At 65.1% G+C, this 23,682-nt stretch carries 23 protein-coding genes; 5 read left to right on the forward strand and 18 right to left on the reverse strand.

Annotated elements, in window-relative coordinates:
* Positions 1–73: 73 nt before the first annotated feature.
* Genes QZY06_RS15600 through QZY06_RS15615 form a run of 4 tightly spaced genes read right to left on the reverse strand, consistent with a single transcriptional unit; the run spans position 74 to position 3,970 of the window.
* Complete coding sequence (locus QZY06_RS15600; RefSeq protein ID WP_295685987.1) at positions 74–1,207, reverse strand: DUF3667 domain-containing protein; 1,134 nt, start codon at positions 1,205–1,207, stop codon at positions 74–76.
* A complete protein-coding gene (locus tag QZY06_RS15605) occupies positions 1,207–2,064 on the reverse strand; it encodes a DUF3667 domain-containing protein (RefSeq protein WP_295685988.1) in 858 nt (285 codons plus the stop codon). The genes QZY06_RS15600 and QZY06_RS15605 overlap by 1 nt, the downstream gene beginning before the upstream one ends.
* 8 nt (positions 2,065–2,072) lie before the next feature.
* The gene (locus QZY06_RS15610; RefSeq protein ID WP_295685989.1) at positions 2,073–3,398 is read right to left on the reverse strand and encodes an aminopeptidase P N-terminal domain-containing protein; all 1,326 of its coding nucleotides are present in this window, start codon (positions 3,396–3,398) and stop codon (positions 2,073–2,075) included.
* 14 nt (positions 3,399–3,412) lie between these two features.
* The gene (locus tag QZY06_RS15615; RefSeq protein ID WP_295685990.1) at positions 3,413–3,970 is read right to left on the reverse strand and encodes a UPF0149 family protein; all 558 of its coding nucleotides are present in this window, start codon (positions 3,968–3,970) and stop codon (positions 3,413–3,415) included.
* A 93-nt stretch (positions 3,971–4,063) separates the two neighbouring features.
* Here QZY06_RS15615 and argA point away from each other — a divergent pair, with 93 nt between their 5' ends.
* On the forward strand, positions 4,064–5,395 hold the full coding sequence (gene argA / locus QZY06_RS15620; RefSeq protein WP_295685991.1) for an amino-acid N-acetyltransferase: 1,332 nt from the start codon (positions 4,064–4,066) through the stop codon (positions 5,393–5,395).
* 66 nt (positions 5,396–5,461) lie between these two features.
* Here the strand turns inward: argA and QZY06_RS15625 are convergent, their stop codons facing one another.
* The gene (locus tag QZY06_RS15625; protein ID WP_295685992.1) at positions 5,462–6,685 is read right to left on the reverse strand and encodes a pectin acetylesterase-family hydrolase; all 1,224 of its coding nucleotides are present in this window, start codon (positions 6,683–6,685) and stop codon (positions 5,462–5,464) included.
* Positions 6,686–6,917: 232 nt separating this feature from the next.
* Here QZY06_RS15625 and QZY06_RS15630 point away from each other — a divergent pair, with 232 nt between their 5' ends.
* The gene (locus QZY06_RS15630; protein WP_295685993.1) at positions 6,918–8,276 is read left to right on the forward strand and encodes an adenosylmethionine--8-amino-7-oxononanoate transaminase; all 1,359 of its coding nucleotides are present in this window, start codon (positions 6,918–6,920) and stop codon (positions 8,274–8,276) included.
* Positions 8,277–8,281: 5 nt separating this feature from the next.
* On the opposite strand, the gene QZY06_RS15635 is transcribed toward QZY06_RS15630, so the two are convergent.
* Both QZY06_RS15635 and QZY06_RS15640 read right to left on the reverse strand, forming a co-directional pair.
* The gene (locus QZY06_RS15635; RefSeq protein ID WP_295685994.1) at positions 8,282–9,646 is read right to left on the reverse strand and encodes a sensor histidine kinase; all 1,365 of its coding nucleotides are present in this window, start codon (positions 9,644–9,646) and stop codon (positions 8,282–8,284) included.
* A complete protein-coding gene (locus QZY06_RS15640; RefSeq protein WP_295685995.1) occupies positions 9,643–10,344 on the reverse strand; it encodes a response regulator in 702 nt (233 codons plus the stop codon). The genes QZY06_RS15635 and QZY06_RS15640 overlap by 4 nt, the downstream gene beginning before the upstream one ends.
* 146 nt (positions 10,345–10,490) lie before the next feature.
* On the opposite strand from QZY06_RS15640, the gene QZY06_RS15645 reads away from it, so the two are divergent.
* From QZY06_RS15645 to QZY06_RS15655, 3 genes are read left to right on the forward strand one after another with little or no spacing between them, the layout of a single operon-like run.
* Positions 10,491–11,855 carry a hypothetical protein gene (locus tag QZY06_RS15645; RefSeq protein ID WP_295685996.1) on the forward strand — a complete coding sequence of 455 codons (1,365 nt, stop codon included), beginning with the start codon at positions 10,491–10,493 and terminating at the stop codon, positions 11,853–11,855.
* The gene (locus QZY06_RS15650) at positions 11,855–12,229 is read left to right on the forward strand and encodes a cytochrome c family protein (RefSeq protein WP_295685997.1); all 375 of its coding nucleotides are present in this window, start codon (positions 11,855–11,857) and stop codon (positions 12,227–12,229) included. Before QZY06_RS15645 ends, QZY06_RS15650 begins: the two co-directional genes overlap by 1 nt.
* Positions 12,226–12,801, forward strand: coding sequence for a cytochrome b/b6 domain-containing protein (locus tag QZY06_RS15655; protein ID WP_295685998.1), 576 nt, complete (start codon positions 12,226–12,228; stop codon positions 12,799–12,801). Before QZY06_RS15650 ends, QZY06_RS15655 begins: the two co-directional genes overlap by 4 nt.
* Before the next feature lie 58 nt (positions 12,802–12,859).
* Here the strand turns inward: QZY06_RS15655 and QZY06_RS15660 are convergent, their stop codons facing one another.
* From QZY06_RS15660 to QZY06_RS15710, 11 genes are all read right to left on the reverse strand, one after another.
* Positions 12,860–13,894 carry a cupin-like domain-containing protein gene (locus QZY06_RS15660; protein ID WP_295685999.1) on the reverse strand — a complete coding sequence of 345 codons (1,035 nt, stop codon included), beginning with the start codon at positions 13,892–13,894 and terminating at the stop codon, positions 12,860–12,862.
* A 5-nt stretch (positions 13,895–13,899) separates the two neighbouring features.
* Complete coding sequence (locus QZY06_RS15665; protein WP_295686000.1) at positions 13,900–14,232, reverse strand: multidrug efflux SMR transporter; 333 nt, start codon at positions 14,230–14,232, stop codon at positions 13,900–13,902.
* Entirely contained in the window at positions 14,229–15,218 is a 990-nt protein-coding gene (locus QZY06_RS15670; protein WP_295686001.1) for a cupin-like domain-containing protein, read from the reverse strand. Before QZY06_RS15670 ends, QZY06_RS15665 begins: the two co-directional genes overlap by 4 nt.
* Complete coding sequence (locus tag QZY06_RS15675; protein ID WP_295686002.1) at positions 15,215–16,657, reverse strand: efflux transporter outer membrane subunit; 1,443 nt, start codon at positions 16,655–16,657, stop codon at positions 15,215–15,217. Before QZY06_RS15675 ends, QZY06_RS15670 begins: the two co-directional genes overlap by 4 nt.
* Positions 16,654–17,571 (reverse strand): HlyD family efflux transporter periplasmic adaptor subunit, encoded by a 918-nt coding sequence (locus QZY06_RS15680; RefSeq protein WP_295686003.1) that lies wholly within the window; start codon positions 17,569–17,571, stop codon positions 16,654–16,656. The genes QZY06_RS15675 and QZY06_RS15680 overlap by 4 nt, the downstream gene beginning before the upstream one ends.
* Complete coding sequence (locus tag QZY06_RS15685) at positions 17,568–18,287, reverse strand: ABC transporter ATP-binding protein (RefSeq protein ID WP_295686004.1); 720 nt, start codon at positions 18,285–18,287, stop codon at positions 17,568–17,570. Before QZY06_RS15685 ends, QZY06_RS15680 begins: the two co-directional genes overlap by 4 nt.
* On the reverse strand, positions 18,284–19,423 hold the full coding sequence (locus tag QZY06_RS15690) for an ABC transporter permease (RefSeq protein WP_295686005.1): 1,140 nt from the start codon (positions 19,421–19,423) through the stop codon (positions 18,284–18,286). Before QZY06_RS15690 ends, QZY06_RS15685 begins: the two co-directional genes overlap by 4 nt.
* Before the next feature lie 39 nt (positions 19,424–19,462).
* The gene (locus QZY06_RS15695) at positions 19,463–20,683 is read right to left on the reverse strand and encodes an SDR family oxidoreductase (protein WP_295686006.1); all 1,221 of its coding nucleotides are present in this window, start codon (positions 20,681–20,683) and stop codon (positions 19,463–19,465) included.
* Between the two features lie 75 nt (positions 20,684–20,758).
* On the reverse strand, positions 20,759–22,012 hold the full coding sequence (locus QZY06_RS15700; RefSeq protein WP_295686007.1) for a hypothetical protein: 1,254 nt from the start codon (positions 22,010–22,012) through the stop codon (positions 20,759–20,761).
* Positions 22,013–22,105: 93 nt separating this feature from the next.
* On the reverse strand, positions 22,106–23,452 hold the full coding sequence (locus tag QZY06_RS15705; RefSeq protein WP_295686008.1) for a HAMP domain-containing sensor histidine kinase: 1,347 nt from the start codon (positions 23,450–23,452) through the stop codon (positions 22,106–22,108).
* Positions 23,449–23,682, reverse strand: a 234-nt coding sequence (locus tag QZY06_RS15710; RefSeq protein ID WP_295686009.1) for a helix-turn-helix domain-containing protein, incomplete at its 5' end; no start/stop codon positions are given. The genes QZY06_RS15705 and QZY06_RS15710, both read right to left, overlap by 4 nt.

Here is a 23,682-nt window from a genome sequence, read left to right on the forward strand (position 1 = left end):
GCCGACCAGGCCGCCACCGACGATGGCCACATCGAAAGAATCGGCAACGGAATTTTCGACGACGGTCATCGGGCTACAGAAGGGCCAAGGGAAGAAAAGTGAACAGCACCATCACCACCGACATCGCCACGACATAAACGATCGAGATCAGCAGCGTGAACAGTGTGGTCGACAGCCAGCCGCCGCCATGGACACGGCGCAGGGACAGCAGCAGATAGGCCGGCACGATCAAGCCGAGCAGATTGTCGAAGCGGCTGATCAAGGGCAGCTGAGCGATCAGCAGCATGAAGAAGATGAACGAATGGTAGTTGACCGCGAACAGCAGATGGATCGCGTAATTCGCGCCGCGGCGCAGATAGCCGATCTTCAGAAACAACGCGAACAGCGGCAGCAGCAGGAACATCGCGAACGGCGCGTAGTTCAGGAAAGCATTGACGACTCTTGCCGTGATCTCCGATCTCGGCAGCGCTTTCAGCCGCTCGAAACGTTCGTTGAGACGAGCATCGAGCTTGGCGTAACCGGTGCTGAAGTTCGGCGATGAATCGCCCTTGTCGGTCGAAGGCGGATGCTTCTCCACTTCGGCTTTGGCCTTCTGTGCGGCCGCCGCTTCCTGCCGAGCTTCTTCGCCGGCTGCTGCCGCGTCCGCCTTGGCTTCGGCTGCTGCCTCTATCGCTGCCGCTGCCGCTTCGACCCGAGCTTCGGCATCGACGGCGGGATCTCCCGTTTTCGGCACGACCAAGGCTTTGTCGGCCGCCTTCGATTTCGCAGGTTTGGCCGAGGCTGGCTTGTCAGTCTGCGCGTCACCCTCCTTGGCGTTCGAGGCCTTGGCACTGTCGTCGACCAGCAGATCGTCGGGCAGGAACGAGCCATCGCCGGCCGTGATCCCGAGCACCGCGAAGAAGCTGATGCTGATCGCCAGATACAGGCGCAGTGGGCGCACATAACGCTGACGGCGGCCGGCGACGTAGTCGAGCGTCAGCTGGCCCGGCTTGAACAGCAGCGAGTACAGGGTGCGCCAGAGCTGGCCTTGCAAGGCCAGCGTCTGCTCGGCGAACTCGGCGACGAAATGGCCGACCGTCGGCATCTCGATCCGCGTTTCCTGACTGCAGACCGGGCAGAAGTTGATATCGGCACGTGCGCCGCAATCGCGACAGAACGGGCCGTCGACCGGCGCCGGTTCGAGCTTCGGAGGTGGTTTTCTGGCCATCAGCGACTCACCGCAAGCAACACGCCAGCGAGTGCGGCGGTCGACAGCAGCAGCGCATAGACGACCAGGATCGCCACCACCCTTGCGAGGCTCAGCAACACGCCTCCGCCATAGACCCGTCGCAACATCAAGAACAGCACGGCGGCCAGTACCGCATTCAAGCCGTTGTTGACCAGGTCATGCGCCGGCTGCGGCCAGGGCACCAGGCCGAGCGGCAGCAACAGGAAAGCGACGCTGTGGAAGTGCAGCGCAAACAGCAGATGCTCGCCATACAGACGACGCCGGTACAGCACCGCGAGCAATCCTGCGAACAGCGGAATCAGCAGCAACAACGCCTGCGGTGCGTTGCGGATCATGCCGTCGCGCAGGACACGGCTGCGTTCGTCCAGCGACAGGCTCATGAAGCGCGCCACCTGGCTATCGATCGCCGCGAAGCCGGTATGAGCCGCGATGCTGGCATCGCGCATCGCCAAGGTGGTGATCTCGATGCCGCTGCGGCCGATCTCGATATCGATGCCCGGCACCCGGCTCAGGCCGATGAAGAACAACACGCTGGCCCCTAGATACAGGCGCAGCGGGCTCAGATAGCGCTGGCGTCGGCCTTCGAGATAATCGACGGTCATCTGGCCCGGCCGGAAGAACATCATCCGCAGAGTCAGCGGCAGGCGGCCTTCGATGCCGAGATACTTCTCGGCGAGATCGCTGAGGAACTTGGCAGCGGTCGGCACCTTGATCCGCGCTTCCTGACCACAGTGCGGACAGTAATGGCCATCGAAATGCGTGCCGCAGTTCGCGCAGACGAAAGCCTTGGGCTCGGCCGGCGCGGGTTTGACGCTGTCGGCAGGCTCGAAATCCATCGAGCCAATCAACGGCTCGCGATCAATGCTTCAACCTCGGCCACCGCTTTCGGCACACCGAAAGTCAGTACTTCCGGCGCGCCGCCAGTCACCAGCACATCGTCCTCGATGCGGATACCGATGCCATGAAAGCGCGGGTCGACACCTTCGGTACCGGGTGCGATGTACAGGCCCGGTTCGACGGTCATCACCATGCCCGGCTCGAAATTGCGGGCGACGCCGTCGAGCTTGTAGCGGCCGACGTCGTGGACATCCAGCCCCAGCCAGTGGCCGGTGCCGTGCATGTCGAACTGGCGCTGCTTGCCTTCTTCGATCAGGGTGTCGACGTCGCCGCGCAAAAGACCAAGCGCAACCATGCCCTCCGTCAGCGCTCGGGTCGCCACTTCATGTGGACGCGATGAAGCATTGCCGGCCTTCAGCTCGGCGATCGCCGCCAGCTGTGCGGCCAGCACCACTTCGTAGACTTCCTTCTGCGCGCCGCTGTAACGGCCATTGATCGGGAACGTGCGGGTGATGTCCGCGGTGTAGCCGCGATACTCGCCGCCGGCATCGATCAGCAGCAGATCGCCGCTGTTGAGCTGCGACTCGTTTTCCTTGTAATGCAGGATGCAGGCGTTCTCGCCGCCGCCGACGATCGAGCCGTAACCACACTGCATGTCGTGGCGCTCGAACTCGTGATGGATTTCGGCGGCCACCGCCCATTCCCAGCCGCCCGGCTGCGTCGCCTGCATCGCCCGAACATGGGCACCGGCGGTGACCTGACAGGCGTGGCGGATCAGCTTCAGCTCGGCTTCGGTCTTGATCAGCCGCTGCTCATGCAACGTGGTTTCCAGTGCCACGAAATCGGTCGGTGCGGCCGCACCACGACGCGACACTTCGCGAATCTCGCGGACCACGGCGGCGATCTTCGGATCCCATTCCGGGTGCTCGCCGAAGGTGTAAAACACCCGGCGGCGACCAGACAGCAGGCCCTGCAGCTGCTTGTCGAGCTCATCGATCACGAAGGCCTGATCGGCGCCGTAGTGGCTGACCGCGCCCTCCGGCCCGGCGCGTCGGCCGTCCCAGATTTCACGCGCGGCATCGCGGGCGCGAACGAACATCAGGAACTCGCCGTCCTTGTTGCCCGGCGCCAGCACCAGCACCGAATCCGGTTCCTGGAAGCCGCTCAGATACAGGAAATCCGAGTCCTGACGAAAGCGGTAATGGCTGTCGCGGTTGCGGATCACTTCGCGTGCGGACGGGATGATCGCCAGACCATCCGGGCCCATGGCCTTGATCAGCGCGGCGCGGCGGGCGGCGTACTCGGCGAGTTCAGTTGAAGTCGGTGCAGGCATGAGTTTCGGCTCGATCAGTGAATGGTCGGCGATGCACCCGGTGCGCCCAGGCGCGGGTGCAGTTCCATGAACACCAGCTGGGCACCGACCCGGATGTACTCGACCAGTTCGGCATAGGCGCTTTCCTCGCCTTCGTCGTCATCGCCGGAATCGAGCGAAGTCCGGGTGAACTCGGTGAAGTCCTTGACGATCTCGCGCACTTCTTCACTGCACTCGCGGAGGTTCAGCTTGATCCGCCCGGCGAGGCCGTACAGGAAGCCCTCGCACCAGGCGCCGAGTGCGCGGGCGCGGTCGGCGAGCGGTTCGTCATCGCTGGGCAGCAGCGGCATGAACGCGGAGTGCAGATCGGTCAGCGCGGCGATGGTGTCGTCGCGCAGCCGGACCAGCATTTCCCGGTCGCGGCCATCGGGCGTGTATTCGGGGGCGTCGAGCAGCGCGACCGGATCGATCTCGTCCGGCTTCTGCCGGCACAGCGCGCCACACAGGCTGCCGTGGAAGGACGAGGACTCGTCGTCATAGCCGACCTGCTTCATCAAGGCGTCCAGCGCCTCGTAATCGTACGGAGGTGTCATGGCGCGGATTATAGGCTTGAGCCCCGCCGGCAAAGAGAAACTCAGGCTAAATCCGGCGCAGGCCGGGCAGCGCGCGCCTCTATAATCCGCGCCATGAATCCCGATGACTTCGTTGCCGCACTGCGCGGCGCAGCCCCGTATGTCCACGCGCACAACGATCGCGTGTTCGTGGTCGCGTTCGGCGGCGAAACTGCGCTGCGTCCGGATTTCGAGCGTTTCATCTACGACCTGGCGCTGCTGCACAGCCTCGGCGTCAAGCTGGTGCTGGTCCACGGCGTGCGTCCGCAGATCGAAGTCCAGCTTGCCGCCCATGGTCTGGCCGCGCAGTTTTCCGGCGATCTGCGGATCACCGATGCGGCGACCATGGACTGTGTCAAGGCGGCGGTCGGCATCCTGCGCATGGATATCGAGGCGCGGCTGTCGACCGGCCTGGCCAGCACGCCGATGGGCGGCGCGCGGCTGAAAGTGGCCGGTGGCAACTGGATCACGGCGCGGCCGGTAGGCGTTCGCGACGGTGTCGATCATCTGCTGACGGGCGAAGTGCGGCGAGCCGACATCGCCTCGATCCGCAACGTGCTCGATGAAAGCCGCATCGCGCTGCTGAGCCCGATCGGCTATTCGCCGACCGGCGAAATCTTCAATCTGCGTGCCGGCGATGTCGCGCAGGCGGTGGCTATCGGCCTGAAGGCCGACAAGCTGATGTTCCTGCTCAACGCCGACCCGGACAGCTGGCAGCTCGCCGACGGCACCGGCGATGCCGGCCAGTTGCCGCTCGGTGAAGCGGAGCATCTGGTGGCCAGTGCAGCGATCCAGGCTTCACTGTCGGCCGAGGACCGGGCGTTGCTGCAATCAGCACTGGCCGCCGGGCGCGGCGGCGTCGAGCGCGTGCATCTGATCGGTGCCGAGCCCACCGGCGCGCTGCTGCGCGAGCTTTACACCCGCGACGGTTGCGGACTGATGTTCTATGCCGACGAAAACTACGAAGCGGTGCGCGAAGCGAGCATCGAGGATGTCGGCGGCATCCTGGCGCTGATCCAGCCCATGGAAGCCAGCGGCGAGCTGGTGCCGCGGTCCCGCGAACAGCTGGAGATCGAGATCAGCCTGTTCGACGTCATGGTGCGTGACGGTACGGTGATCGCCTGCAGCGCGCTGATTCCGTTTCAAGCCGAATCGATGGCCGAGTTCTCCTGCGTCGCCGTGCATCCGGACTACCGCAACGAAGGCCGCGCCGAAGCCCTGCTGAAGCGCGCCGAGGAATCAGCCGTGAAGCTCGGCATCCAGCGCCTGTTCGCCCTGACCACCCACACGCCGCACTGGTTCATCGAGCACGGCTTCGTCGCCAGCACGCTGGACGATCTGCCGGCCAGCAAGGCGCGGATGTATAACTGGCAGCGCAAGTCGATGGTGCTGGTGAAGACGCTCTGACGCCATCTTCACGGACTTGCCCAAACAAGGCGGCCGGGTCGAACAGGCCACCTCGCTAGCGATCGTTCAGGGGAAGCTGCACGACGCTGAGGTCACCGCCCGCGTCGCGGTACCGCCGCCAGCTACCCAGGACGCTACCGTGTCCTTGAGCGCCACGCCGCCCACCTCGGCCATCGGCGTGGTCCACAGCGTGGTGTCGGATGACAGCGTATGGACATCAGGGTCCAGACAGACCGCAAACACGCCCTGCCCGCTGCTCAGGCCCAGCGGCCGCAGGATGTTGCCCATGGCTGGCAGATAGGTGGCTCTGACCCAGCTGGTCAAGGCCAAATTGTCGAGATTGTCACTGCTCTGCAGCAGCCCGACATTGATGATGCCGACCGCATCGCGAGCATTCTGGATCACGAAGAACGGCGTACGCAGCGTCGGCTGGGCATGCTCGAACAGGTAGCAATTGCCGGGATTACCGGGATTGGCGGCGGCACAATCGGCATCGACCTGCCCGTTCCAGTAGCTGAGGCCGATCGGGCCGAGATCGCGCACTGACGTCCATGGCGGTGTGCCTGGCAGCAGCGGTGCCACGTCCGGATAGATGCCGGCGTCGATCAGGGCCAGCACGCTGGCGCCGGGCAGTGCCGCACGCACCCGATTGGCATTGATGAAGGCGCCGACTGCGCCGGCCGAGCCGCCGGCCAGAATTACCGTATCGCCGGCCTTGCCGATGCCGTACTGGCGATTCAGCGTCTGAACTACCGCCGCGATGATCTTCGCACCCCGAAACCTGAAGTTGATCGCGCTGCCGGTAGCGCCGACGTCACCGCTGAAGAAGTCCGAACTGCAGTACGGCACGCTGACTCGGTTCCAACTCCGGAAGGTATCGTTGCTGGCATCGCTGGACAGCAGACCTTCAGCCGATCCCTCACTTGGGTAGCCGATGGACGACTTCAGGTCCGATGGCCGTGCGCTGCAATCAGCGTCACTCAGACAAAAGCCGCCGCCGCGAAGGCCGATCACCGTCTTGTTGGCGTTCGCAGCGGCAGCGGCACCCACTCCGCGCTGGATGTAGAAGATCGCAGGCGAGCCATCGTTGCAGACCGCATCCGGATAGGTCGAGAGATCAATGGTCTGCTTGGCAAAATCGGCGGGAATCGTTCCCGGATTTGCAGGAACGGGTGACGATGGCGAATCGCTGCCACTACCGCCGCAAGCGGAAAAGCCTGCTGCAACGACCACCAGGGCCAGCGTGCGGTGATACCCAGCAAACGCCCTGAGGCGGAAAGGATGATCCATTTTTCTTTGCACTCTTTAGGTCATGTTCCGCCATCGGAACCCGATGGCAGGCTACCCATTGGTGCCGGTCATCGACCCCTGTTAACGACCAGAGGTTCAAGTTTCCTGATGACGGGGAACGATCCTGCAGCAGCGATCGGCCCTTTGCCCTGGCAGATCGCCGGCTGATCGTCGGCGGATGCTAAGGTTTCGGGCTGGGCGCTTCAGTCACTTCAACCCCGATCGAAACTTCATGAGCAATTCCGACTGGATGCAGCGCTCCCTCGCGCATGTCTGGCATCCCTGTACGCAGATGAAGGACCACGAAGCTGGCGGCGCGCTGCCGCTGGTGCCGATCGCGTCCGCAGAAGGCGTCTGGCTGACCGATTTCGATGGCAAGCGCTATATCGATGCGGTCAGTTCCTGGTGGACCAATATCTTCGGCCACCGCCATCCGGTGATCGTCGAGCGGCTCAAGGCGCAGCTCGATAGGCTCGATCATGTGCTGCTCGGCGGCTTCACCCATCAGCCGGTCGTCGAACTCAGCGAGCGGCTGGTGAAGATCGCGCCGAAGGGTCTGACGCGCTGCTTCTATGCCGACAACGGCAGCAGCGCCGTGGAAGTGGCGCTGAAGATGAGCGCGCATTACTGGCGCAACTCCGGCAAACCGGCGAAGACCAAGTTCATCGCGCTGAGCAACAGCTATCACGGCGAGACCCTGGGCGCGCTCGCCGTCAGCGGCGAAGGCATGTATCGCGACAGCTACCAGCCGCTGCTGATGCAGCCGATCGTGGTGCCGTCGCCGGACTGCTTTGATCGCACGCCGGGCGAAGCCTGGGAGGACTACACGCGGCGGCGCTTCCGGCTGATGGAAGAGACGCTGGCCAAGCACGCGCACGAAACGGCCGCAGTGATCGTCGAGCCGCTGGTGCAGTGCGCCGGCGGCATGCGCATGTATCACCCGATCTACCTAAAGCTGCTGCGCGAGGCCTGTACGCGGCATGGCGTGCACTACATCGCCGACGAGATCGCGGTGGGCTTCGGCCGTACCGGGAGGATGTTTGCGAATGAGTGGAGCCAGACCACGCCGGACTTCATGTGTCTGTCGAAAGGACTGACCAGCGGCACCTTGCCGCTGGCGGTGACGATGACCACGGACACGGTCTTCGAAGCCTTCTACGACGACCACTCCGCCCAGCGCGCCTTCCTGCATTCGCACAGCTACACCGGCAACCCGCTGGCCTGCGCGGCCGCCTTGGCGACGCTCGATATCTTCGAGTCCGACGACTGGACAGCCCGCAATCGCGCGACCGCTGCCGGGCTCTGGGGCCTGATGAGCGAAGTCGCCAATCATCGCAACGTCATCGATATCCGCCAGCAGGGCATGATCCTGGCGGTGGAGCTGGCCAAGAACCCACGCAAGCGCGAGCTGTATCCGGCCGAGGAACGACGCGGCCTGCGCGTCTACCGCCACGGCCTCGAACACGGCGTGCTGCTGCGGCCGCTCGGCAACATCGTCTACCTGATGCCGCCCTACGTGATCAACGACGACGAACTGGTGCAGACCTGCCGCGTCGCGATCGATGGCATCAACGCCGCGACCAGGGACTGAGCGCCCTATACCAGCGGAAACTCCAGCCGGATGCAAAGCCCCCGCCCTTCATGGCCGGGCTCGGCGCGAACGCTGCCGCGATGCAGCTCGACGATCTCGCGAACGATCGCCAGGCCCAGGCCCGCACCATCGCCACGGCCTTCATCGCTGCGAGCGAAGCGGGTGAACAGCTGCGCGGCGAAGGCTGGATCAACGCCGGGGCCATCGTCCTGCACGGTGACCACGGCAAGGCCGTCGTGCATCGCCACGCCCAGCTCGATCTGGCCATTGCCCGGGTGATAGCGCACGGCGTTGTCGATCAGGTTCGATAGCGCTTCCTGCAGCAGCAAGGCGTGGCCGCGAATCAGCACCGGTTCTGTCGGCAGATCGAGCGTCAGATCAATGCCGCGATTGATCGCCAGCGGCACGTAGTCGGTGCCGGCAGCGCGCGTGGTGTCACCGAGATCGACGGCCGTCATCGGGATCGGCAAACGGGTGCCGGGTTCCAGGCGCGCCAGCGACAGCAGTTGATTGGCCAGCCGGTTCGAACGTTCCACCGAACGACGCAACTGGGCCAGGCTGCGCTGTCTGTCTGCCGGATTGTCGGCATTTTCGACGCCATCCAGATGCAGCTGGGTCGCGGCCATCGGGCTGCGCAGCTGATGCGCGGCATTGGCGACGAACTGGCGCTGCGCGGCCATCAGCGTGTTGTTGCGTTCGATCACACCCGAGAACGCCGAGGTCATGCCGCGCAATTCCCTCGGCAAGGCGGAAGGATCGATCGCCAGCGGCTTGCCCTCCGGGTGCGTGGCCAGCCGCACGGTCAGCAGATCGATGCCTTTGAGGCTGGAACGGATCACCACACCGATCAGCACCACGGCAACCAGCAACAGCAGCACTGCCGGCACGGCGACCGCGTAGAAGATCTCCTCGGCCAGCTGATAGCGAACGCGCCGATCCTGGGCAACGCGGACGACCAGTGCCGGATGCTCGCTGCTGGCCGGCACGTTCAAGGTCATCAGCCTCAGATCGAGACCGTTGCGCTGTGCATCGTAGAGATAGGCGTCGTCGGCGAAGTGTTCGACCTGCACCGGCTCCGGCGGCAGATCGACATCGCCGGCGATGATCCGGCCGTCGACGGTGATCGAGTAGTAGTCGCTGTCACCGGTCTTCCAGGTCTTCAGTTGCTGTTCGATCTCGTCGGTATGGGCGACCTCCGGGCCGTCCTCGCCGACTTCCAGCGACACCGTGTGGGCGATGTCGTACAGCCAGCTGTCATAGATCGCATTGGCGTAATGCAGGGTCAGGCCGTAGGCCAGCGCACTGTTCAGGATCAGCAGCAGCGCCACCGGCACCAGCAGCCGCAACAACAGCGCGCGACGCAGGCTCATTGCAAGGCTCCGCTATCCAGAGCCGCTGCGGGCGAGGTTTCGCGCAGCAGATAGCCGAAGCCGCGCACGGTGCGGATCTCGACCGTGCCCGGCTCGACCTTGCGCCGCAGCCGGTGCACGTGGACATCGAGCGCGCTGCTGCTCAGATCATCGTCCCAGTTGCACAGCGCTTCGCGCAGCGCCGGCTTGCTGACCACGCGGCCTTCGGCCTGCATCAGCACTTCAAGCACGCCGTATTCGCGCGGCGTCAGCGCCAGCGGCCGGCCATCGAGTTCGGCGTGGCGCTGGTCCAGATCGAGCAGCAGGCCGCCGATCCGGCTCTGGCCCTTGAGCACGCGGCCGCTACGACGCGCCAGCGCCCGCAGCCGGGCTTCGAGTTCCTCGATCGAGAACGGCTTGGTCAGATAGTCATCGGCGCCGGCATTGAGCCCGGCCACCCGGCTTTCGATGGCGTCACGCGCAGTCAGCACCAGCACCGGCAGCGAGGCGTGCCGCTTGCGCAGCGCGGTCAGTACTGTCAGGCCATCGATATCGGGCAGGCCGAGATCGAGCAGCAGCAGATCGTGCACCGGCTCGCGCAAGGCATCGAGCACACCTTCGCCGCGATTCAGGGCGTCGACCACATGGCCGCGCTGGCGCAGTGCCCGGCTCAGACCATCGACGATCAGCAGATCGTCCTCGACCAGCAATATCCGCATCGTTCATCCCTGATTGCAGGACCGTCCGGCACCCCGAAACGGCGGCCGGAACGATCGAAAGCATTTCGTAAGGAAGCGCCCCGCACAATCCGCGCGAACAGCCACAACCGCTGGCAAATCAGTCACTTCCGCCCGAGCAGCCTACTATGAAGTTACGCCTTGCGCAGTACCTCACGGCGCGTATCCGCCACCTGCTGCCGGCAGTCGTCGTGCTCGCCGCACCGCTGCTGTGGTCGGCTCCGGCCCAGGCCTTGCCGAGCTATGCGAAGCAGACCGGCCAGGCCTGCGCGTCCTGCCATGAAGGCAGCCTCGGTCCGCAGCTGACCCAGGAAGGACGCAACTTCAAGCTGCTCGGCTATTCGAGCGGAGCCGGCTTCTTCCCGATCTCCGGCCAGAGCATCCTGCAGTTCACCAACACCAATCAGGGCCAGCCCGGTGGCGCGGCCGAACATTTCGGCGAGAACCACAACAGCTCCCTGAACGAGACCAGCATCTTCTACGCTGGCCGCATCGCACCGAATCTCGGCGCCTTCATCCAGGTGACCTATGACGGTGTGGCCCAGGCCTCCGGGCTGGATCACACCGATATCCGCTATGCCCGCTCGACGGCGGTGCTCGGCAAGGACGTGGTCTACGGCCTGAGCCTGAACAACAACCCGACCGTCCAGGACATCTACAACACCACACCGGTCTGGCGTTATCCGTACACCAGCAGCGGCCTGGCACCCGCTCCGGGTGCGGCCACGCAGCTCGAAGGCGGGCTCGAGCATCAGGTCGTCGGCCTGACGGCTTACACGATGATCGATGATCTGCTGTATCTGGAGGCCGGCGGCTACAACGGCCTCGGCCACCAGATGCGCATCAATATCGGTGTCGACAACGAGGATAAGCTCGCCAGCGTGGCGCCTTACTGGCGCGTGGCGCTGCAGAAGAACATCGGCAAATCGTTCTTCCATATCGGCAGCTTCGGCATGCATGACGAGCTCTATCCCGGATACGACCGCAGCAACGGCCGCGACCAGTACACCGACATCGGCTTCGACGGCAGCTGGCAGTACACGCCGAACAAGCGTCATCACCTGAGCGCCTACGTCGCCGACATCTACGAACGGCAGACGCTGAACTCCAGCTTCGGCGCCGGCGATGCCGGAATCCGCAAGCAGTTCCTGAACTCGTTCAACGCCAGCAGCTCGTATTACTACGCCGGCACCTATGGCGCGACGGTCGGCGCGTTCTCGACCCATGGCACGACCGACGCAGTGCGCTACCCGGCCGGCGATATCGATGGCTCGGCGAGCGGCAGCCCGAACTCCAGCGGCTATGTGCTGCAGGCCGACTGGACACCGCTCGGCAAGAAGGACTCCTTCCTCTACCCCTACCTGAACGTCCGCTTCGCCGCGCAATACACGCACTACTTCCACTTCAACGGCGGCGGTGCCGACTACAACGGCGATGGCCGCAATGCCAACGCCAACGACACCTTCCTGCTGTTCGCCTGGCTGGCCTACTGATGAACAGCTCGCTCCCCTGCGTCGCGCTGATCCTGCTGGTGCTGGCCGGCAGCGCCTCGGCAGCCGGTGACGCCAAGCGCGGCGCCCAAGTGTTCGACGACGAATGCTCGGATTGCCACACCACCACCGCCGGCGGCAAGAACGGCAAAGGCCCGGTGCTGTTCGGGCTGGTTGGCCGCACCGCCGGCACGGTGCCCGGCTATGACTATTCCGACGCCAACAAGGCTTCGCATTTCGTCTGGACGCCGGAGCAGCTGGAGGCCTATCTGCCGAATCCGAAGGGTGCGATTCCCGGCACCAAGATGCGCTACGCCGGCGTCAAGGATGCTGGCGAACGGGCCGACGTGATCGCCTTTCTGCAGACGCTGAAGTGAGCACCCTCGATAAAGCTTCCGACTCTCTGACCGAGCTGGCAGCGGAAGAATCTGGCGACGCGCTGCACCCGGTGACCCGTGCAATCCATTGGTTCACGGTGCTGGCGATCATCGCCGTGTTCGTCAGCGTGCTGATCGGTGCCGATCTGGAAGATCCCGACCAGAAGAAACTGATCGTCGGCTTTCACCAGAGCCTGGGCCTCAGCGTGCTGCTGCTGAACGGCCTGAGGCTGCTATGGCGCTGGTGGCATCCGATGCCGTCGCTGATCACCGATCCGGTCAAACGGAGGATCGGCCACCTGAGCCACGCCGCGGTTTACGGACTGCTGATGGCGCAGCCGCTACTCGGCTGGCTATACGTCTCAGCCCGTGGCCGCACCGCCAACTTCTGGGGCTTGCCGATGCCGGCGCTGCTCGACAAGAACCGCGAGCTGGCCGACAGCATCCACACCTGGCATGAGAACACCGGCTGGCTGCTGCTGGCGCTGATCGCCCTGCATGCGCTGGCCGCGCTACACCATCACTACGTGCTCAAGGACGGCGTGCTGCGTCGCATGGTTCGCAGCCGGTAAATCCAGTCGCTATTCGATCCAGGGGAGTGTCGATCGGAGCAAGCGTTATGGACGTTCTCTAACGCGCTTCCGGTGCAGCGAGCTGCGTATCGGGAGCGGCCTTGCCATGACAGGTGCAGTTGCCGCGGCCGTACAAACCCACGGCGTGCAGGGCGGCGCGAACGCCCGAAGGAACGCCGTCCACGACCAGCTCCCTTGGCGTCAGACCGAACACGGCGAGGCTCACCGACGGTATCGATGACACCACCGCATGCCAGGTGCGTCGCGGCACGAACAAGGCGTCGCCGGACTCGACGCGAGCGTACAGGCCGCTGGCTTGCGCAAACATCGCCGCGCGTTCGGGCTGCTCGTCCAGGCGCGTGATATCGACGTGGCTCATCTTGCCGCCCCAGTCGTACTTGGAGGATGGCGCCATGTACGCGTTCTGGTCCGGCGGAAAGAGCAGGAATTCCTTCGCACCGCTGACCTGACAGAACAGGTTGTTCGGATAGTCGTAATGAAAGCCGGTCACCGATTTGCCAGGGCCGAGGAAGGTATAGGCCCAGTCCCAGCGCAGGCCCGGCCAGATTTCGGCGATCCTGAAATCGTCCTTGAGCTGCGGAAACTCCTTGAGGATGTGCCACAGCGAGATGTAGGGCTGATCGCGAGGCAAGGTTTTCATGTAGGACCAGTCGAGCCGGAAGACATCGGTCGGCGACAGCCCGGCGCGCTGATGGGCGCTCAATAGACCGCGCTGATCGTCGCCGGCCGCAAAGGCATCCCGCTGCGCACGCGCGAGCGACAGCAGGTAGGGCGCGATCGGCTGGATCACGTCCTGACGCGACTCGCCCTGTTCGGCGATGCCGATCTGGAAACGGGTCAACACCTCGGAGCCATCGCGACGTCGCAATGCGGCGAGCTGCTCGAAGGTCCAGCGCTGCGTCGCCGGCCAGTGCCTGATCGCGTCCTTGATGAGCAGCGGGTGGGCGCGCTTGCTCAGACCTTCGCCGCGCCGGCTGAACTCGTCCCAGGATATCTGCTCGACCCGGCGAAAACTCGGGCCGGCATAGGACCCGGCCTGGGACTCAGTGAGCGGGGATGGATTCGTTTGCATGCGATCTACGCCGTTCTGGTGTCGAGCTGGAGCAGCACGATGCCGATGATGGTCGCCACCAGGCCCGCAACGCGCCGCCAGCTCATGGCCTCGCCAAATACCACTGCGCCGACCACCGAGATCAGCGCGATGGCGACACCGCTCCAGATCGCGTAGACCACGCTGACATCCAGCTTCTTCAGCAATTGCCCCAGCAGAAGCATGGCGAGCCCGAATCCGGCGCCGACCCCGACCCAAGCCCAGGGCCGCTCCCAACCGTTGGCGAGCTTCAGGAAACTGGTGCCGGCGATCTCGCCGGAAATCGCGAGGGCCATCAGGAACCAGGCATTGGTGTTCATGTCAGCGCTCCTTGCGAGGCGGGCGCATGCTGCATGCGATGGCAGGTGCAATTGCCCCAGCGATACAGATGCAGGCGATGCAGCAGCGCCCGGGTTTCCGACGGCAGGCCGCCGGCAAGGATTTCCCAGGGCGTCAGCCCGAATACGGCGAGGCTGATCGACGGCTCCAGCGATACCACGGCATGCCAGGTACGGCTCGGCACGAACAGCGCATCACCGGCTTCCACTCGCGCATACAAGCCCTTCGCGTTGGCGAAATGCTCACGCTCGACCGGCTGCTCGTCGAGCCGCGAAATGTCGATGTCGCTCAAGGTCGCGCCCCAGTCGTACTTGCGCGACTTGCACATCTGCGGGCTCTGGTCCGGCGGGAACAGCAGGAATTCCTTGACGCCGGTGACCTGGCAGAACCAGTTGTTCGGGAAGTCGTAGTGCAGACCGGTGACGGTATTGGCCGGACCGATGAAGGTGTACTCCCAGGTACGGCGCAGACCGGGCCACAGCTGGCCGATCTCGAAATGCTGCCGCAGCGCCGGGAACTCGTTGAGGATGTACCACTGGGCGAGATAGACCTTGTCGGCGGTGAAGGTCTTCAGATAATTCCAGTCGAGATGGAAACGCTCGCCCGCCGCCAGCAACTGGCGCTTGCTGTTCGGCAGCAGGCCGATATCGTCGATGCGCCCGGCGCGGATCGTCGCCGCCGTCTCGGCCAGCTTGCGCAGATACGGCGCGACCGGCTGGATCACAGGCTCGCGGGTGACGCCTTGCTCGACCAGCCCGTTCTGGAAGCTGGTCACCACTTCAGAACCATCCGGCCGGCGCAGCTCGGCGAGCTTATCGAAAGTCCATTGCTGCGAAGCCGGCCAGCGCTCGACAGCGCCCTTGACCAGCAGCGGCTGCTGGCGCGCACGGAAGCCGCCCTGCGCTTCCAGATCGCGCCAATGCACGGTTTCAATTTGCTGGAATTCAGGGCCGCGATAGTTGTTCATGGGTGTTCCCGTCCATTGATGGGTTCGTTGATGGCACTGGTCGCTGTGACCAGTGCCAGGTCCGGCGCAGACCAGCCGCCGCCGAGCGCGGCATGCAGCGCAAGCAGCGCATCGAGTTGCTGCCGATAGCGATCGACAGCCAGCTGCTCGGCTTCGAGCCGCGCCGCTTCCAAAGTGATCGCATCGATCCGGCTGCTGCGGCCGGCCTGTTGTTGCGCGTCGCTGCGCTGGGCGAGCTGTTGTTGCCAGGCCATGGTCTGATCGGACTGCTGCTGTCGGTTATCGGCATCGGCGTGCACCTGCAGCGCCTGCTCGACATCGGCAAACGCAGCCAGCACAGCCTTGCGGTATTCGATCTCGGCGATCTCGGCCGCCTGCTGGCTGGCATCGAGTCTGGCTGCACGAGCGCCACCGTCGAGCAGCGGCAGGCTGATCGACGGGCCGATGCCGAACGGCAGGATCGCGCCGGACAGCACCCGATGCAGCACGTCACTGGCGACGCCCAGTTCGGCCGTCAGCCGGATCTGCGGAAACTGTTCGGCCCAGGCAACGCCGATCTGCGCCTGCGCGGCTTGCAGTCGCGAAGACGCAGCCTGCAGATCGGGCCGGCGCTGCAGTAGCGAGGACGGCAAGCCGGATGGCACCGCCGGGCGCTGGATCGCCTGCCGCAGCGGACCGGCTTCCAGCGTGAAGGCTTCCGGCAACTCGCCGCACAGCAAGGCCAATTGCCAGACATCCTGCTGCCGCCGTTGCTGCCAGTCGGCCAGTTCGTTCTGCAGCTCGTTGCGTGTGCGCTCCGCCTCGAGCACCGGCCCGGCATCGATGCGTCCCGCGGCCTGGCGTGCTGCTTCCAAGGTCCTTCGCTCATCGACCAAGGCAGCGCGACGCTGCAGCAGCACCAATACTTCGTCGGCTTCCGCGATATCGAAATAGCGATGCGCCAGCTCATCGGCAATCGCGATTCGAGCGGCACCCGCCTCGAAGCGCTGGCCGGCCGCGTCGGCCTTGGCGCCGGCGATCTGGTTGTCGATGCGGCCCCAGAAATCGAGTTCGTAGCTGGCTTCGAAGCCGAGGCGGTAGACGGCAGCACTACGCCGGCCGCCGTTGACGGCGACCGCGGTGTTGTCGACCGGTCCGGCCTGGAAATCGAGCGCCGGACTCTTGCCAGCTGCCGCCAGGCGTTCGGCGTCATCGGCGATGCGCAGCCGGCGGACGGCGATCTGCAGATCAGGATTGGCGATGGCCGCTCGCTGCAGCAACGTGTCCAGCGCCGGGCTGGCGAAGCTGGACCAGAAGTCCTCGTCACTACCCTCGCCTGCATGGGACGCTGGCATCTGCCATTGCAGCGGCGTCGGCACCGGCAGCTCGGCAACGCGTGGTGCGCTGGCACAGGCCGCCAGCAGCGTCGGCAGCAACATGGCCAGGCGAACCGACTTCACGGCGCGCCACCGAAGCGCACCAGCACGCGCTGGCCGATCAGCAGCGGCGCTGCGCCGAGCGACAGCAGGCATTCGACGACGTGGTCATCCTTCGCCGCGGCCCGAACCTCGGGTAGCGCACGCACCGGGCCGACGGCACGAGCGATCTGCATGAGCTTGGCCGCATAGCGTGGCCCGCCGCCAGCTTCAGCCTCGACGGTGGCCGTCATGCCGAGCGCCAGGCGGCTGAGCAGATGCTCGTCGATCTCGGCACGGACGATCAGCGGCGCATCCGGCGCGAACCAGACCACTGGCGTGCCGCGACCGAGGCTTTCGCCGATCTGCGCATCGATCCTCAGCACATGGCCAGCCGAGGGCGCACGCAGCACCAGTTGCCGGTGCTGCAGCGCCAGCTTCTGCTGCTGCAATTGCAAGGCCTGCACGGCCAGACGCGCCGATGCCAGGTTGTCGCTGATCGTCTGCGCGCTGGCCTCGGCCGCACGCAGCACGTCCTCGGCTTCGGCTTGCATGCGCACCAGCGGCTGCAAACGCCCAATATCCAGATGGCTGCGCTGCAGTTGTCCTTCCAGCGAACGAACAGCCTGCTGCTGGCGGCTTATCTCCAGCGCATTGGCCTGTTCATCGAGCAGCGCGGCCTGGTCGTCGAGTTGCACCAGCACCGCGCCGGCTTTCACCGCTTCACCATCGCTGGGGGCAAGCATCGTGACCACGCCATCAATCGACATCGCCAAGCGCCGGGTGCCGCCCTGCACGTCGACCCAGCCCGGCGCCGCAGCCACGGCTGCGACATCGACGATGGCCGCTGTCGGCAAGACGACCGGCTGAGCGGCCCGGCTGCGGCCGCCATTGAGCACGGCGAAGAACAGCGCCACCGCCGTGATCGTTGCCAGCAATCGGCGCGGCCAGGCCTTCATGCCGCTTCCTCGATCGCCTTGGCGGGTGTGCCGAGCCGCTCGTCGCTGGTGATCCTGCCGTTGTCGATCTGCAGCACGCGCTCGGCGTGGCGGATCAGCCGGGCATCGTGAGTGACGACGATCACCGTGGTGCCTAGTGCGTGGGCGATGTCCTGCAGCAAAGCGATCACCGCGGTGCCGTTGCGACTGTCGAGGGCGCTGGTCGGCTCGTCGGCAAACAGCACCTGGGGCTTGGTGACCAGTGCCCGAGCGATCGCGACCCGCTGCTTTTCGCCGCCGGACAATTCAGCCGGCCGCAGATGCAGGCGAGCTTCGAGACCGACCTCGGCCAGCGAGGCTTCGGCACGCGCCTTGGCCGTGCTCTTGGCAACGCCGCCGAAGCGCAAGGGCAGCGCCACCTGATCGAGCGCGGTCAGCGCTGGAAACAGGTTGAAACCCTGGAAGATGTAGCCGCAGCGCTGATAACGAAAGCGCTCCAGAGACCTCGCCGTCAGCGACCACAGCGCGATGCCGGCGATCCGCACTTCACCGCGATCCGGCCGCAGCAGGCCACCGATCGCGGCCAGCAAGGTCGACTTGCCCGAGCCGGAGGCGCCCATCACCAGGCTCACCTCGCCTGGCTCGAACTCGGCGGACAGCCGCTGCAGCACCGGGCTGCGCGCGGGTCCGCTGCCGAAGGCATGGACAAGGCCGGTGGCGATCACGCTGGCGCTCATCGCAGCAGCTCCGCCGGTTGCAAGCGATACAGCTCGCGCAAGGCCAACAAGCCGGAGCCGATCGCGGTCAGCAAGCCGATTGCGAATGCGGCGGCGATGCCACCGGCCTGCAGGGCGAATGGAACCTGAAAACGTGCCGCCATTACCGAGACGGCGGCGACCACGACGAGCATCAGCAGACCACCGGCCGCGCCAATCCAGGCCGATTGCTCGACGATCACCGCACCGAGCTTCGACGGCGGCACGCCGATCGCCCGGAACGCGGCGTACTCGCGCAGCTGGCCGAGCACGACGCTGCGCAGGGTCTGGCTGGTGATGACGACGGCGATCAGCAGGCCGAGCACCGTCGAGAACAGGAAGCCGGCACCGACCCCGGATTCTGCAAGCCACCAGCGCTGCGATTGTCCGGACAGCTCGTCGCGGGTCCAGGCTTTCGCACTGCCGGCCGGCAGCAGCGCTTCGAGTTCAGTGACCACGGTTGTCGCCAATGAGCCAGGACGCAAGCCGGCGAGCACGAAGCTGCTGGTGTCGGCCGCAGTCTCATCGACCAGCAAGCTCCGCAAGCTCTGCCGCGACAGGAATACGTAGGTTGTGCCGATACTGCGCAGGCCGTTTGATACACCGACGACATGCAGACGATGGCCGTTGATCTCGACGGTCGTCGCGGTATTGCCATCGTCCGGCACTTCGAGTTTGTCGGCTTCGCTGGCATCGACGACGACGCTGTCCGGCTCGGCAAGTGCGCCGCACAAGCTGGCTCGCAGCGCTTGCGGACAACTGAGCGCGGCCGGATCGGGGCTGATGCCGACCAGGGTCACCGGCACGGGCGTGCCCGAACTGCCGCGCCAGCTGGCATCGCGCAACATCAGTGTTTCGCTGCCGACCACGGCCGGATGGCTGTACAGCAGCGCCGCCAGATTGGCCGGAATATCCGCCGCCTGATCGATGCTGCGCACTGCCGGCGCGGTCAGCCACAAGTCGGCCGCCATGGTGTCGGCCAGCACGGTGACGGTGCCGAACATGCCGGCCAGCAGGCCGAGCTGCACCAGCATCAGCACCCCGGCAAAGCTGACCGACAGCAGCGCCGGCAGGAAGCGGCGCCAGTCGTGGCGCAGGATGATCAGGGCTAGCGACATCGCTAGGCTCGAATGAGGCTCGGAGCAGTCGTCAGGCGCCTACTTGAAGTCGCTCATCATCTGCTCGAGCAGCGGCAGGCCTTCGGTGCTGCGGATGCAGTGACCGATGTATGACGGAAAGCTCGGCGGCTGAGCGAAGCCTTCGGCGATCAGCCGATGGTTGTCGAACTGGTAGTTCAGCAGCGAAAAACCGCCGTAGAGCTTGACGGCCTTGGTCACCAGACGGCGGTTGGCAATACCCAGCCGGGCCTTGAAATCAGGGACGATCGACGGGATGTCGCACTCGCGGATCTGGCGCCAGGTCGAGACCTGCGAAGGGATATGCCGGGCCTCGGCCATCGCCGCTTCGATCGCCCGGAAGCTGGCGCTGCCGTCGCCGGCGGAGATGTGGTACAGGTCGCTGGCAATGTGTTCCTTGTAGGTCAGCATCATCAGCGCCTGGGCGCAGTAGTCGACCGGAATCACGTCGACGGTCTCATCCAGGCTGCACATGAAGCGGCCCAGATCCTGGGCCATGCGGAACACCCAGAAGATACTGCTCGACGGCTTGCAGCCCAGACGGCTGTGACCGACGACGATCGACGGCCGCGCCACCACCAGCGGCAGACCGGGAATTGCCCGCATCTGCCGTTCGGCTTCGGCCTTCGAGGCGGTGTACGGCACCAGGTGCCCCGGCGTTTCCGGTAGCTGCCAGCTTTCCTGCACCGGCGAGGTCTGGCCGGCACCGCAGGCCATCGCGGTGCCGATGTGCACGAAGCGTTTCAAACGCGGCGCGGCGGCCATGCGCTTGGCAAAGGCGACCGTGCCGACGACGTTGACCGGCCAGATGCCCGGATGATTGCCGAACGACGCGACCGCGGCGCTGTTCAGCACATGGGTAACGCGATCGAGGCGCGGATCGTCGGAGAACGCGGCGACATCGGCGAGATCGCCGACGATGATCTGGTCCACGGTCAGCAGCGACAGCGGTGCAGTCTTCGATTCGAAGCGGCCCAGTGATTCGAGCAGCCGCGTCAGTCCTTCTTCCTGCGAGCTTGCGCGAACCAGGAACAGCAGGCTCTGGGTCTTGCCACTTTCCATCGCTTCGATCGCACAGGCGCCGCCGACAAAACCGGTGGCGCCGGTGATCAGGGTCAGCGGGGGTATCGGTCGCAGATGGCCCTGCGGGCAGGACACCATCGCTGGAAGATCGAGTGGAATCGGCTGACGGCTGGTGGCCCCTGAAGTCGGGGTTCTGGTCTGCGGATGGAACTGTTGCATGGCAATCCTTCTGTCGACATCGCAGGCCTCATGGCTTGCGTGACGCTATTGGAATGCTTGCCGCTTAAGAGACTATTAGCTGTGTGACAACCTGCTACCGGCTGTCTGCCCAGACACTGCCGCCGCCGGAAACTGCCGCGCACAGAACGCCCGGATCGCATCGGCGCCCCGCACGGAAGACGGTGTTTCGCGCAGGTCGAAGCTGTAGTCGAACAGCGCGCGCTGGGTGTCGATGTAGCAGCTGTGGCTGGCGAAGGCCTCATCGATCGCGTCTTCCAGGTGCTCGACATCGTCGAGCACCGCACCGGCGTTCCAGTGCCGGAAATTGTCGTCATCCTGCCAAGCCACACCCTGGGTATTCAGAAACACGCAGGGCCGCGGGCGATGGAGGAATTCGTAGACCTGGCTGCTGGCGTCACCCAGATAGAGATCGGCCGCCTCGGTGTAGGTCATGTCGCAGCTGCGCGTGCTACCGGTGTCGATCAGCATGTGCGGACAGTCGCGGTAACGGGCCGGAATTTCGCCAGGTGCGTCGAAGCGCCAGCGATCCAGCGATAGCTGCAAGCGCTTGGCAAACAGCATCACGTGCGGTGCCACGATCAGGTTGTAGCGATCCGAGCGATAGAAGGCCTCGAGCACCGCCAGACCATCGCCATACCAGGACGACAGGCAGGGCGAGCAATGCGGGTTGTAGAGCACCGTCGGGCGATCGTTGTCGAACAGCTTCGGTCGGGTTACAGACTCACCGGCGGCGGCATGCAGATCGAACTTCGGATAGCCAATCACCGCATGGCCACCGTCCTTGAGCAGACCGGCTCCGGTCAAGCGATCACGGATCTTCTGACCGGACATCAGCACCAGATCGAATTCGCCGCTGGCCTTGTCGAAACCGACTTCACGGTCGCCGGCACCGTGGCGGGTGTGAACGAATTTCAGGTGCTTGAGACCGAAGCGGCTGCGCAGCAGCAGGCTGGTCTTTTCCGGCACCACCAGCACATCCAGATCGCGGAATGCTGCGCGATTGCAGAGCAGCATCAGCACGCGCGAAAACGGCATCAGCGGATCGAGCAGCGGCTGCAGCAAACGCAGCAGCAAGGGCAGACGCAGGCGGACGATATCGCCGGTCTGCAGGCCGCATTTTTCCGCCACGCGCTGCAAGGCTTCCTGCTGCGCCTGACTGGTGACGAACAGCCGGACTTCAGGGCCATCCTGCCGGCGCAGCATTTCGAAGGCGATCGGCGCGCTGTGCGCGAGCTGATGCAGCTGATCGTGGTTGAACAGGAAGCCGCAACGAACCGGGCCGCGCCCCTTCGCGGCAGAAACGGCCATCGGAACCCGCAATTCTTGCTCGAGCACTGCACTCACAATCGATGTCTCCGGATGCGGACGCACTGACTTTAGGTGACCGGACTTAAGCAAACCTTAGCGCTTGCTCGACACTCTAGCGACATGGGTCGGATCAGCCAGTGGCAGAAGCACACGGACAGCAAGCCCGATGCCCGAGGTACCGTCTTCGAGGACGATGCTGCCGTGGTGGCGATCAACTTCCTGACGCACGATGGCCAGGCCCAGGCCGGTGCCGCTGGCGTCGGCCTCACCTTCGCGGACGAAGCGTTCGAACACCGCTTGCCGACGATCGGCGGCAATGCCGCAACCGGTATCCGAAATCAGCAGGCTGGCCTGGGTGGCGTCGACCTGCAGCGACACATCGACCCGACCGCCGGCCGGCGTGTGCCGGATCGCGTTGTCGACCAGGTTGGTGATCAGACTGCGCAGGCCTTCGCCTTCGCTGTCGATCAGACAGGGCTGGCTGGCGACCAGGCCGAGATCGATCTGCTTGTTCGCCGCCAGCGGATACAACTCGGCAAGCACGGTGGTCAGCAGGCTTTCCAGGTTCAGCGTCCGTAGCGGCCGTTCCGGGCTGGCACCGGGCTCGCTGCGCGCCAACGCCAGCAGCTGGGTGACCATACGAATCGCCCGATCGACGCCGGACTTCAAGGCAGTCAGCGCATCACTACGCTCCGCGGCATTGCTCGCCTGCTGCGCCCGCTGTACTTGCAGACCGACCACCGTCAGCGGCGTGCGCAGTTCGTGCGCGGCATCGGCGAGAAAGGCCTGCTGACGACGCGCCGCATCGGCCTGCCGGGCCAGCAGATCATTGAGCGCCTCGATCACCGGGCCGAGTTCGCTTGGGGCGTCGTCAACCACCACCCGCACCTGCTTGTGCGGCCCGCCGCGCTGCAGCTGATCGGCCAGGGTGCGCAACGGCCGTAACAGCCGAGAGATCGCCAGCCAGGAAAAAAGCGCCAGCAGCGGCAGCACGCTGAGCAGTGGCAGCAGCAGGCGCAGGGTCGTATTGACAGCGATCCTGCGTCGCGCCGACTGCTCCTGGGCCACCTGCAGCCAGCCGCCGCCGGGCATCGCGCGGCTATAGCTGCGCCAGTCCTCGGTGGGGCTGTTCAAGGTCATCAGCCCGGCAGCTGTGGGGATCGGCGCCGGATCGTCGCTGGTGGAGGGATACAGCAAGCTGCCGTCGCCGGCCCAGAGCTGGATGACGATATCGTCTTCGATCTCGTCCGCGTTGCGCGTCTCTCGGGGACCGAGGCTCCCCGGCGCAAGATTGTTGCCGATCGCCTGCAGGCGATCGTCGAACAACTCATTGAGTTCCTCGACCGCCTGCCAGTACAGACCGAAGATGCCGATCAGCCCGCCGATCATCCCGCCGACCAGCATGGTCAGCACCAATCGACGGCGCAGCGAAGACTTCACGACAGCGTCTTGGCCACGAAGTACCCGACGCCGCGGGCGTTACCGATGAACTCGGCCGACAACTTGCGGCGCAGGGCGTGGACGTGGACTTCCAGCGCATTGCTGGCGATTTCCTCGTCCCAGCCGTACAGGCGTTCGACCAGCTGCTCCTTGGTCCACACCTTGCCCGGGTGTTCGAGCATCGCCGTCAGCAGCGCGAACTCGCGCCGGGTGAAGGTCACCGTGCGGCC

The sequence above is a fragment of the uncultured Nevskia sp. genome, from assembly GCF_903885465.1.
In the GTDB taxonomy this organism is placed as follows: domain Bacteria; phylum Pseudomonadota; class Gammaproteobacteria; order Nevskiales; family Nevskiaceae; genus Nevskia.